Source organism: Nocardia concava NBRC 100430 (genome assembly GCF_000308815.1).
In the GTDB taxonomy this organism is placed as follows: domain Bacteria; phylum Actinomycetota; class Actinomycetes; order Mycobacteriales; family Mycobacteriaceae; genus Nocardia; species Nocardia concava.
The window spans coordinates 1-11,650 of the sequence record NZ_BAFX01000190.1 but is presented as its reverse complement, the minus strand read 5'-3'; the positions used below and the strand labels follow the sequence as shown (position 1 = coordinate 11,650).

At 69.5% G+C, this 11,650-nt stretch carries 10 protein-coding genes and 1 pseudogene; 4 read left to right on the top strand and 7 right to left on the bottom strand.

Translation table 11 applies throughout. The features are described from left to right. Positions 1–2: 2 nt before the first annotated feature. Genes ON43_RS37110 through ON43_RS37100 form a run of 3 tightly spaced genes read right to left on the bottom strand, consistent with a single transcriptional unit; the run spans position 3 to position 3,276 of the window. Entirely contained in the window at positions 3–1,466 is a 1,464-nt protein-coding gene (locus tag ON43_RS37110; RefSeq protein ID WP_051179787.1) for a sodium:solute symporter family protein, read from the bottom strand. Continuing rightward, entirely contained in the window at positions 1,463–1,666 is a 204-nt protein-coding gene (locus tag ON43_RS37105) for a hypothetical protein (RefSeq protein WP_040815306.1), read from the bottom strand. The genes ON43_RS37110 and ON43_RS37105 overlap by 4 nt, the downstream gene beginning before the upstream one ends. A 32-nt stretch (positions 1,667–1,698) precedes the next feature. Beyond that, positions 1,699–3,276: a carboxylesterase/lipase family protein gene (locus ON43_RS37100; protein ID WP_040815305.1), complete on the bottom strand. Its 1,578-nt coding sequence runs from the start codon at positions 3,274–3,276 to the stop codon at positions 1,699–1,701. 79 nt (positions 3,277–3,355) lie between these two features. Between ON43_RS37100 and ON43_RS37095 the strand changes: the two genes are divergently transcribed. After that, a complete protein-coding gene (locus ON43_RS37095; RefSeq protein WP_040815304.1) occupies positions 3,356–4,321 on the top strand; it encodes an Lrp/AsnC family transcriptional regulator in 966 nt (321 codons plus the stop codon). Here ON43_RS37095 and ON43_RS37090 read toward each other — a convergent pair. Continuing rightward, entirely contained in the window at positions 4,308–5,009 is a 702-nt protein-coding gene (locus ON43_RS37090) for a helix-turn-helix domain-containing protein (protein ID WP_218003478.1), read from the bottom strand. The genes ON43_RS37095 and ON43_RS37090 overlap by 14 nt on opposite strands. Next, positions 5,006–6,508, bottom strand: a complete 1,503-nt coding sequence (locus tag ON43_RS37085) for an APC family permease (RefSeq protein ID WP_040815303.1) — start codon at positions 6,506–6,508, stop codon at positions 5,006–5,008. The genes ON43_RS37090 and ON43_RS37085 overlap by 4 nt, the downstream gene beginning before the upstream one ends. A gap of 195 nt (positions 6,509–6,703) precedes the next feature. Here ON43_RS37085 and ON43_RS37080 point away from each other — a divergent pair, with 195 nt between their 5' ends. From ON43_RS37080 to ON43_RS43080, 3 genes are all read left to right on the top strand, one after another. Then, positions 6,704–8,224 (top strand): APC family permease, encoded by a 1,521-nt coding sequence (locus ON43_RS37080; protein ID WP_083914090.1) that lies wholly within the window; start codon positions 6,704–6,706, stop codon positions 8,222–8,224. Positions 8,225–8,251: 27 nt separating this feature from the next. After that, positions 8,252–10,219: a primary-amine oxidase gene (locus tag ON43_RS37075; RefSeq protein WP_051179785.1), complete on the top strand. Its 1,968-nt coding sequence runs from the start codon at positions 8,252–8,254 to the stop codon at positions 10,217–10,219. 74 nt (positions 10,220–10,293) lie between these two features. Beyond that, positions 10,294–10,605, top strand: coding sequence for a hypothetical protein (locus ON43_RS43080; RefSeq protein WP_051179783.1), 312 nt, complete (start codon positions 10,294–10,296; stop codon positions 10,603–10,605). A gap of 14 nt (positions 10,606–10,619) precedes the next feature. Here ON43_RS43080 and ON43_RS37065 read toward each other — a convergent pair whose 3' ends face one another. After that, entirely contained in the window at positions 10,620–11,474 is an 855-nt protein-coding gene (locus ON43_RS37065; protein ID WP_083914088.1) for a LuxR C-terminal-related transcriptional regulator, read from the bottom strand. A 14-nt stretch (positions 11,475–11,488) separates the two neighbouring features. Continuing rightward, a pseudogene (locus tag ON43_RS46545) lies at positions 11,489–11,650 on the bottom strand (preprotein translocase subunit SecY); the annotation flags it as partial.

Here is an 11,650-nt window from a genome sequence, read left to right as displayed (position 1 = left end):
CCTCAGCTTTCGACGGTGGTCGGTTGCGACGCGGGCTCGGCGACGACGGAAGCCCGTGCGCGCCAGGCCATCAGCAGCGCCTGCGCGCACGCGCACACCACGATGTTCACAATCAACCCCAGAATGCCGGAGTTCACGTTGTGCACGTCCGCATAGTGTTTGCCCAGCTCCACCCAGGCCACCACCGCGATACCCGCGACCGTTCCCGCCATGGCCGGACCCGTTGCCAGCCACCGGCGTTCACCGAGCGCGGCGAGAAACGCGGGTGCGGTTTGCGCCAGCCCGCTGAAGGTCAGCAGCAGCAGATCGGCCAGCGCGCTGGGCCGATGGATGGCCAGCAGCAGCGTCAGCCCCGCCGCGACGACGACGGTCCCGTGATTGAGCGTCAACCGCGCCCGCTCGCCCCGCAGCGGAATCAGATTGTGCGCCACCAGCGACGACATCCCCAGGCAGATGGCGGCCGCGGGCACCATGGCCGCCGCGGCGGCGGCCACCGCGACCACCCCGACCAGCCAATCCGGCAGCGACTCCCCGGTCAGCCACAGCAGCACGCCACCGGGCGGCACCTTCGCGCCGTGCAATCGCGCCAGCACGCCGGTGAACCCGATGATGATCGGCAGGATGATCACCACCTGATACAGCGGCAGCCAGGTGTTGTTGCTGCGGATCACCCGCTCGTCCCGCGAGGCCAGCAGCGGCGGCCACAGATGCGGCAGCGTGAAGAACGCGCTGCCGATGGCCGAGATCAGCACACTGCTGATCCACCACACCGACCCCGCCGGACCGTCATTGTGCGGCACGCTCAGCAATGCCGGTGCGCTGTCCTGGATTTCGTGGAACATCGCCGAGATGCCGCCCGAGAAGTGCGCGGGCACCGCGATGACCAGCACCAGCATGGCCACGATCATGAGGGCGTCCTTGAGATAGGCCGTGCCCGCGATGCCGCGAATCCCCGACCACAGCACGAACGCCACCATCAGCACCGTCGCGATGACCATGCTCCAAGTGCCCGAACTCCGGCTGCCGGTGACCAGCCGCACGATGGTGCCCAGCCCGGTGATCTGTAGCTGGAGGTAGGGCAGCAGGAACACCACCCCGATGACCGCGACCATCTTCCCGAACAGCGGGGAGCGGTAGCGGTCGACGAAATAGTCGGCCTGCGTGAGGTATCCGCGCTCGGTGCCCAGCCGCCACAGCCGCGGACCGAGGAAGTAGACGCCGATATAGGAAAGCGGGATATAGGGGATGGCGTATGTGGCGGCGGCCCCGCCCACGAACGTCCGGTTGGCCACGCCCAGGAAGGTGAAGGTGGTGAACCCCTCCCCGGCTTGCAGGAACCAGGTGGCTCCCTTGCCGAAATTCCGCCCGCCGACGGTCCATTCGGACAGATCGTGGGCGCCGCGCCGGGCCCGCAGCCCGACCGCGGCGATGATCACCATGCCGACCAATGCGACGGTGAGGATCATGGCCGGTCCTCCGTCTCGGTGCGGCCGCGCTCGGCGAGCAGCAGGGCCGGGGTGATCAGCAGCACCCAGGCCGACAGCCACACGAACAGCGCGGGCATGCCCAGCCACAGCCGGGCCGTGTTCACGAACGGCAGCCAGATCGCCGACAGCAGCGCCACGATCGGGACGAGGGGAGCCAGGGTGAGGATTCTTCGATTCATGGTCGCTCCGTGTGGTTTTCGAGGGTGGAGGGTCACCAGGTGATGTAGGAGTCCCAGAAAGCGCAGTGGTGATCGGCCGCGAAGCGGGTGTAGGGCTGCGGCCCGGTCTCGGTGAACCGCAGCATCGCCTGTGATGCCGGATCGAAACGCGGTGCGGGGGTGCGCCGGTCGCCATTGGGGTCGCCGGTGCGGGCGAAGGCGGTCCAGTAGTCGATCATGGAGTCGGACAGTTTCCGCTGCGCCTCGGTGAATGCCGGTGCGGTATTGCTGGTCTCGTAGAGGTAGGGCAGGTCAGAGGCGTGTGCCGCGCCGAGGGGGAAACTGGGTGCCGGGATTCCGGGCAGGGCGGGGGCGGTCTCGTCGGCGAATTCCGCGGCATAGGCGGGAATGTGGCGGGTGAGCAGACCGGCCGTGGTCGGCACGCCGCAGATGTAGTCGTAGTCGCTGCGGGCGGCCGCGTAGGCCAGGACCGGCTGGTCGTAGTCGGCGAGCGGATAATGCTCGATCACCTGATCGGCGCGATCGGCCCCGAAGAAGTCGCGCACCGCCTGTGGATACGCCTCGGCGGTCAGCGGCGTGCCGTATCCGTACTGCTGCACGACCATCAGCCGTTCCTCGTCACGGGTATCGGTGATGAGCACCGGCACCTTGTTGAAGTGCCCGGAGTCGAACGCCTCCCGCAGCGAGCTGGTCAGAACCTCCCCGTCGATATCGGGAAACCACTGGTAGGGCGATTGCGCGGCGAGCAGGTCGCCGACGGGCTTGGCGCGCAGGCAGGCGGGCGCGGTGGCCGGGTCCGGGCAGCCGACGGCGGCGGCGAAGGTCTGCCCCTGCCGGTCGGCCTGATCGCGGGTGGGCCACGGCCCGAAGCCATCTCCCACGCAGGGCGCGCTCTGGACGATGGCGCGCTGGAACAGCCCGGCCGCCAGCGGCGAACCCAGCTGGGTGCACACCGATACCGCTCCGGCCGACTGTCCGTCGATGGTGACCTCGTGCGGATCGCCACCGAAGGCCGCGATATTGCGCTGCACCCACCGCAGCGCGGCTTGCTGGTCCTGGACGCCGTAGTCACCGGCGATACCGTCCGCGCCGCCCGCCAGCGACAGGCCGCCGAGCGCGCCCAGCCGGTAGTTGACGGTGACCACCACGACATCGCGACGAGCGATCATGCGATGCGCGGAATACTCACGGCCCGAACCGGACACCATGTAGCCGCCGTGGATGAACACGATCACCGGCAGCCCGTGCGACTCATGGCGCGGGGTGAACACATTCAGATTGAGGCAGTCCTCGGTGTCCACCGCCGCGCCGCTGAACGAGGCCGACTGCGGGCAGGCATTGCCGGGACTCGTGGCATCGCGCACGCCGTGCCACGACTCCGGGGGCGCGGGCGGTTGCCAGCGCAGCGGGCCGACGGGCGCTGCGGCGAAAGGGATCCCGAGGAACGACCGGTCGGTGTCGGAGCGCACGCCCCGCACGGGCCCGGTCTCGGTATGCACGACCTCGGGGCCACCGGGATCGGCGGAGGCCGGGGCGACCGGCACCCGTGCGGCGAGTAGCGCGAGCGCGAGAACGACCAGCCCGTAGACCGGTCTGTACCGAAATGCCATGGGACACACCGTGCCCGGTGGCCGAGATTTCGGACAAGATCACCGGGAGATCTGACGGAATCGGCCGCATACTTGGCCGATGCTGGATGAATTGGACCGTCGGATCGTGGGTGCCCTCCAAGTCGACGGCCGCGCCTCCTGGAGCCGGATCGCCGCCGTCCTGGGCGAACCCGAGCGCACGGTCGCCCGCCACGGCAACCGGCTGCTCGACAGCGGCATGGTCACGGTGACCGCGCTCGCCCCGCGCGGGGACGCGGTACTGGTGCGGGTGCGGTGCGCGCCCGGCACGGCGGGTGTGTGCGGGCGGACGCTGGCGCAGCGGCCGGACGCGGTCTTCAGCTACGTGCTCACCGGCGCGGTGGACTGCGTCGCCGAAATCGTCTGTCTGCCAGACCGAGTCGCCGATCTGGTGCTGCAACAGCTGCCCGGCATCCCCGGCCTGGTAGAGAGCAATACGCTTCCGGTGCTGCGCTACTTCCGGACCGTGCACGAATGGCGGCCCGCGCTGCTCGACGACACCGAGGCGGCCGCGCTCGCCGAATTCCCGCCGCTCACACCGTCACCGACCGGTGCGGGGGCGCGACGGCTGGCCCGTGAGGAGCAGCTGATCGTGCGCTCGCTGGCCGAGGACGGCCGCCGCACCTACGACGAGATCGCCCGCGTCGCGGGCATTTCCGAGCCCACCGCGCGCCGCCGGGTGGAGGCGCTGCGCCGGGACGGGACGGTGCACGTGCGCGCGATCGTCGCCCCTGCGGCGCTCGGGCTGGGAGTGCAGGCGCTGCTGTGGATCAAGACCCGCCCCGATGCCGTGGACGCGGTCGGGGCGTTGCTGCTGGATTCACCATATGTCCGGTACGCGGCGGCGATCATGGGCGACCACCAGATCGTGGCCGATGTCGCGGTGCCCGACAAGCGCAGCCTCTACGAGCTGGTCACCACCGCCGACTGGGTGACCCGCGCGGATTCGGTGGCCACCTCACTGGTGGTGGACGTGCTCAAAACCAGTGGCGTGCAACGCATGAGCGGCGCGCTCACCGGTCGCTGAGCCGGGCTTCGAGCAGTTCGCGCCCGGGTGCGAGCAGACTCAGCGCGGTATCCAGATCGCGCAGCCGGGCCGCGGTGGTGGACAGGATGAGACCGGCCACCAGGATGCCCCGGCGATCGCGCACCGGGACTGCCAGGCAGCCGTGGCCGGGTCGCAATTCGTCGACCTGCACGGCATAGCCGCGAGCCCTTGCGGCGGAATCGGTTTCGGCTAGGGCCAGGCGGCCGATCGCGGAGACGGTGAGATCGCCGGTGATGAGCCGCGGATTCTCGATCGGGAAGTCCGGATCTGCATCGAGGATGCGGACCCGTGGCCGTGGGGTGCCGGTGCGGTGATACCCGGCGAGATGGATGCCCGCGCGCAGCCCGCGCCGCAACTGGTCGAGCACGTCGAGTGTCGAGTCGGCAAGCGCCGGGGGAGCGGCCATACCGGCCAGTTCGGTGACCTTGCTGCCCAGGGCGAATCCGGTCAGATCGGGCGTGCGGACCAGATACTCCTGCTGCACCAGCAGATTCAGCAGCCGATACGCGGTGGCGCGGGGCATGCCCAGATTGCGGCTGATCTCGCGGGCGGTCACACCGGGACCGCAGGCGGCGACCTCCTCCAGCACCACCAGCGCGCTGAGCACGGCTTTCGGTTGCCGCCCGCCGATTTCGCCCGGATGCTCGATGCCGCGTGGAGGACTCACCTGCCGCTCCCGCCGAGCACGCCGGAACCACCCAGGACCTCCGAGCCGATCGGAATGTCGTGGGTGCCGAGGGCGGGCAGCCGCCGGCGCAGTCGCCAGGAGATCGTCGTGCCCGCCACCAGTGCGAGTATGAACAGCCAGACCCCGACCGCGCGGGTACCGGCCCACTCGGTGGCCAGGAACACCGTCAGGCAGCCGGACAGTCCGCCCGCGGTGACCAGCGCCAGCGCGACCGGGGCCGGGGTGAGTTCGCCTATGCGCCACAGGAACAGCGGCACCGCCAGGCACACCAGCAGGTACGCCAGCACATAACCGCCCGCCGACACCACCAGCAGCACCCCCGCCGTCCGGCCCACACCGGCGCCGGTCGCGAGCATGAGCAGCGGGACCGCGATCACGATCGGCATCGACGCCCCGATCGCGACATGCGGTGTGCGCCAGGCCGGATGGGTTCGGCTCAGGGCGGCGGGCAGGACGCCGTCGATGCCCATGCTCAACAGCACCCGCACCAGCGCCGTGGACGAGGCCAGCGCGCACGCGAAGAACGACGCGGTGACACCGCAGTCCAGGATCGGGGAGATCCACCCCACCCGGTAGTACGACGACAGCGCGTCCACCGGCACCGACGCCGTCCCGGGCGTCACCCCGGCCAGCCGGAAACCGGTGGCCTGCACCGCCGTCGCGGCCACCACGAGCACGCCGGTCGCGATCGGCGACCACACCAGCACCCGCGGCACGGTCGCGAACGGCCGCCGGGCCTCGACCGACAGCGAGGCAGCGCTCTCGAACCCCACGAACGCGGTGATCGCGATGACCACGCCCACCACCAGACCCGGAATCGAAACATGCCTGGGCAACAGCAGTTCTGGCGCGATCACCCGTCCCTGCCCGAACCACAGCGCCGTGATCAGCGCCAGCAGTATCGCGACCGCCACTGACTCCACCAGCAGGCTCAACCGCGCCGACACCCGCACCCCGCGCAGCATCACCACCGTGCACAGCAGCCCGGCCGTGAGGACGCACAGCGGCGGCAGCAGCGGGCTCGAGGCCGCGCCGAAACCCAGGGCCGCCAGCACATTCGCCACGTGCGGCGCGATATTGGCCAGCGAGTACATGGCGATGAACGCGTAGCCGAGGATCAGGCCGACGCCCGACAACAGGGCCCAGCCCGCGCCGAGCCCCTTGGCGGTGAAGGTGTACAGCGACCCGGCCGTGCTGACCCGCTTGGTGAACTGGTTGACCGCCGCCGCCACCGGCAGCGTCAATGCCGCACCCGCGATGGCCGCCCACAGCGCGCCGTCCCCGGCCACCCCGACCAGCAGGCCCGGGACGGTGGCGGCGGCCGCGCCCGGAGCGATGGCCGACACCGATTGCACCAGCACCTCGGCGAATCCGAGCGTGCGGCGGCGCAGACCCGACATGGGGGAGGTGTCCGACACCCCGGAAACCGGGGGCGGATCGGCGATCGCCCGATCCAGGGCGCTGGTGCGACGGGTCATACGCTCGGAAAATACGAATCCCGTGTGTCGCACTGGTTTCGGTGAGGTCATCGCTGTGTGAGCTCGAATGGGACACCCCCGGCGCTCCGGCGTCTCATTCACAGCGGCAATGACCTTTACCGCCGGGTCACGACCGGGAAAAGCGCTGCGCCAACAGTGTTGAGGGTTCGCCCATCCCGCTCCCGGAGGTGCATCATGGCCCCCACATCTCCTTCTCACGGCAGCGCCACCGCCCTGCCCGGCAATGCCAGCGCCCCGCCCGGCAGCACGACGGCTCCGCCGGCCGGCGCCTCGGCCGCAGCACCGGCCGGGCTGACCGGAAGGCTCGGTGCGGGTGCGATCGTCTTCATGGTGGTGGCGGCCGCCGCGCCATTGACCGTGATCGGCGGGGCCGCACCCATCGCCATCCTGATCGGCAACGGTGCGGGCTTCCCGGCCATGTTCGTGGTGTCCGCCGTTGTGCTGCTGCTGTTCTCGGTCGGGCTGAGCGCCATGAGCCGCCATGTGCCCAAGGCGGGCGCGTTCTTCACCTACATCGGCTACGGACTGGGCCGCCCGCTCGGCTTGGGTGCGGCCTATCTGGCGCTGCTGACCTACACCATGGTGCAGGTCGCGGTGTACGGATTCCTCGGTGCGGCGCTGCGTCGCTCGGTGGTGAAAATCGGTGGGCCCGAACTGCCCTGGTACCTCTACGCCCTGGCGGTGGCCGCGATCGTCGGCGTACTCGGCTACCGCCACATCGAATTCAGCTCCAAGGTGCTGGGTCTGGCGCTGATCGCCGAGGTCGGCATCGTGCTGATCCTCGCGGTCGTGGTGATGGCGCGCGGGGGAGCGACGGGCCTGACGCTGCAACCGTTCTCACCCTCCACAGTCATGTCCGGTTCGCCCGGATTGGGTCTGATGATGGCCATCGCGGGCTTCATCGGCTTCGAGGCCACGGCCGTCTTCCGCGACGAGGCTCGCGACCCGGCCCGCACCATTCCGCGCGCCACCTACGGCGCGGTCCTGTCAATCGGCGTCTTCTACACCTTCGGGACGTGGGCGCTGGTGATGGCATGGGGGACCGACGGCATCGTCGACGCGGCCGCCTCGGATCCCTCCGGGCTGATCGTGAACACCGCCCAGCGCTATCTCGGCACCGTCGGCGCGGTCGCCGTGAATGTCCTGCTGCTGACGAGCCTGTTCGCCTGCGTCCTGTCGTTCCACAATGTGATTGCGCGCTATCAGCATTCGATGGGCGCGACGGGTGTGCTGCCGGGCGGATTGGCGCGCGTGCACGGCGGCCACGGTTCGCCGCACGCGTCCTCGCTGGTGCAGTCGGCGACCGCGGCGGTCTTGCTGATCGTCTTCGCCGCCTGCCGGCTGGACCCGGAATTGCAGGTGTTCACATGGTTTTCCGGGGTGGCCAGTCTCGGGGTGGCGCTGCTCATGGCGGGGACGTGCGCGGCGGTGCTCGTGTACTTCGCGCGCACCCGCATCGACACCCGGTTCTGGCACACCCGCCTCGCGCCCGTGCTCGGCCTGATCGGCCTGGCCGCGGCCGCCGGTCTGATCGTGGCGAATTTCCCGACCCTGATCGGTGGTTCGACCACCACCGCGAGCGTGCTGCTGGCCGTGGTCGCGGCGTGCCCGCTCGCGGGGATCGCCCAGGCGCTGCTGCTGCGCCGCACCAACCGAATCGCCTACGACGGCATCGCAACCGCGATCGCCGCCTGAATTCCCTTCTCACCAGGAGTTGTTCCGATGTCGACTGTCGAAAGATCCGTTCCGGCCACCGATTCCGCGTGGGCGACCACCGAAACCAGGGTGCTGGAGAGCCTGTCCGCCGACGAGATCTCGGTGGTCCGCGAGTTGCTGGTCGCGGCCGGAATCGTCGGGGCCACCACGCGATTCGTGTACGTCGGGCTGAACGAGCCGGACAAGGCCCAGGTGCTCGCGCACGCCGCCCGCACCGCGGCGCCGCCGGAACGGCTGGCGCGGGTGCTGCTGCTCGACATCGCCTCCGGCGGCGCGCGTGACCTGCTGGTGTCGCTGTCGGCGCGCGAGATTCGCGCCGATACGCCCATCGACGCGAGCCGAGGTCAGGTGCCGATCCTGGAGGAGGAATTCGCCAAGGTCGGCACCGTGCTCGCCGACAATGAAACCTGGTGTGCCGCACTGCGCAAGCGCGGCGTGGACCCCGCCGCGACCGTCTGTGTCCCGCTTTCGGCCGGGCACTACGACATCCCCGGCGAGGAGGGCAGGCGCATCATCCGGGTGTTCGCCTTCCGCCAGGATCATCCGCAGGACCACCCGTGGGCGCATCCGGTGGACGGGCTGTGCGGCTACGTCGACATCATCACCGGCGAACTGCTGCAGCTCATCGACCATCGGGTCTACGACGTGCCCGAGGAGCACGGCAACTTCCAGGACCCGGATATCGCCCTGCCCGGCAACGAAACCCTGCGGCCCATCGAGATCACCCAGCCCGAGGGGCCCAGCTTCGTCGTCGACGGCGACCACATTTCCTGGGCGAACTGGCGGCTGCGCATCGGCTTCGACGCCCGCGAGGGACTCATCCTGCGGCAGTTGAGCTTCCGCGACGGCGAGCGCGAGCGGCCGGTGATGTATCGGGCATCGATCGCGGAAATGGTGGTGCCGTATGCCGATCCGCAACCCACCCGGTTCTGGCAGAACTACTTCGACACCGGCGAATACCTTTTCGGGCGGTTCGCCAACTCGCTGCGGCTGGGTTGCGACTGCCTCGGCGAGATCCACTACTTCGACGCGGTGCTCAGCGACGAACTCGGCATGCCGCGCACCATCGAGAACGCCATCTGCATGCACGAAGAGGACTACGGGACGCTGTGGAAGCACACCGACCTGTTCACCGGCGTCAGCGAGGTGCGGCGGCAGCGGCGGCTGGTGATCAGCTTCTTCACCACGGTCGGAAATTACGACTACGGGTTCTACTGGTACCTCTACCTCGACGGCACCATCGAATGCGAGGCCAAGCTCACCGGGATCGCCTTCAGCGCCGCCTATCCGCCGGAGGGCTCGCCGTATCAGAGCGAGGTCGCACCCGGCCTGGGGCTGCCGTATCACCAGCATCTGTTCAGCGCCCGGCTGGACATGATGGTGGACGGGGTCGCCAATGCGGTGGACGAAGTCGAGGTCCGGCGCGTACCCATCGGCCCGGACAACCCGTACGGTAACGCCTTCGGTGCCAAGACAACCCGCCTCGTCAGCGAGGTCGGAGCCGCCCGTGACGCCGATGCCTCCACCGGCAGGGTCTGGCACGTCGTCAGCACCGACCACACCAACCGCATGGGCGCACCCACCGCCTACGCCCTCTACCCGCAACAGCAGCCGAACCTGCTGGCCGACCCCGCCTCCTCCATCGCGGCCCGCGCCGCCTTCACCACCCATCAGCTCTGGGTCACCCGCTACCACCCCGAAGAGCGCTATCCCGCAGGCGATCTGGTCAACCAGCATCCCGGCGGCGACGGCCTGCCCGCCTACCAGTCCGCCGACCGCGGCCTCGACGGCGAGGACATCGTCCTCTGGCACACCTTCGGCCTGACCCACTTCCCCCGCCTCGAGGACTGGCCCGTCATGCCCGTCGACTATGCCGGCTTCACCCTCAAACCGGTCGGCTTCTTCGACCGCAACCCCGCCCTCGGCGTCCCCGAATCCCGCGCCGCCCACTGCTGCCACCCCGGCGAGCAGTGACGGCAGGTCTCGTAACCGCCATGTCCGGTCTGTCTGGATCGGTGAGGATAGGGCGGTGTGGCGCGGTTCTGGCCGTGCTCACCGCCCTGCCGCACGCAGTCCTCGGGTCAGGCCATGAGTGTGCCCCCTCCCCACTGCTCGCCCTGCTGACCGAGCTGACGCTGGCCTGCCTGGTCTGCGCCTGGCACCTGTGGAACCGCCCGACCGTCCGCGCCTGGATCCTCGGTGCCGGGATGAACCTGGTGATGCTGACCGGACACGTCATCTTGATCCGTACCGGTCAGCATCCGAACCCGCCTGCCGCGCTATTGGCTTGGGCAGCAGTGGGTTCGGGCCTCGAACTCGCGGTCGCGATCGCCGCGATCCGAGTCCGGGGATCGGGCTGAAACGCAGGGCACCGCTACAGCTGTTGATACGGGCCGGCGGGAACGATGCGGCGGGTGTGGGCGTAGACGACGGCCTGCACACGGTCGCGGACGCCGAGTTTGGCGAGCACGTTGGAGACGTGGGTTTTGACGGTCTGCTCGCCGACCCCGAGCGCGGCGGCGATCTCGGGGTTGGTGTGCGCCTTGGCCATCAGTAGCAGGACCTGATGTTCGCGAGGAGTCAGAGCCGCGAGTTCGGGTGCGGCAGGGAAGGGTTCGATGCCGTGGGTGAGTCGCGTGATCAGGCGGCGGGTCAGGCGCGGGTCGATCAGGGCATCGCGGTATGCGGCGGTGCGGATGGCCGAGACCAGGTCCGCGGCCGGTAGAGCTCTGGTGAGGAACCCACTGGCCCCCAGACGTAGTGCGCGGTAGAGGTTCTCGTCGGTGTCCTCGGCGGCGAGCGCGAGAATCCGGCTCGCGCCACCGAGTTCGGCAACCGCATCGACAGCGTCCGGGTCGCCCAGACCCGGCATATCGAGATCGAGGATCGCGATATCCGGTCGCAGCCGCTGGATCTCGCGGATGGCGGCCGCGCCGTCACCCACCTCCGCCACGCAGCGCAGATCCGGCTGGGTCTCGATGACCGACCGCAGGCCCGCGCGGAACACGAGCTGATCGTTGGCGAGCAGCACCGAAATCGTCGTGTCCCGCGGCTCGACCACCCGATCGACATCCGCGGCGCCCGGGTCGAAACCCACTGCGGCACTGCGACCGACGACAGGGGTGGCGGCGTGTGCGCTGCCCGCCGAAAGCACGGTGGCGCTGATCGCGAGCACCAGCGTGGACACCAGGCGCAACAGCAACGGATGCCGGGATGTGGTCGTGGCCATGTGCACAGTCTGCTTCAACGCAGGAATCCGGTGTAGTTCCTGTTCATCAACTGGCTCTCGAGCTGCTTGACCGTATCGAGGCCGACGCTCACCACGATCAGCACCGAGGTGCCGCCGAACGCGAGGCTCTGGACCGCGCCGCCGGAGCCGCCACGCAACAGCAGGTTCGGCAGAAC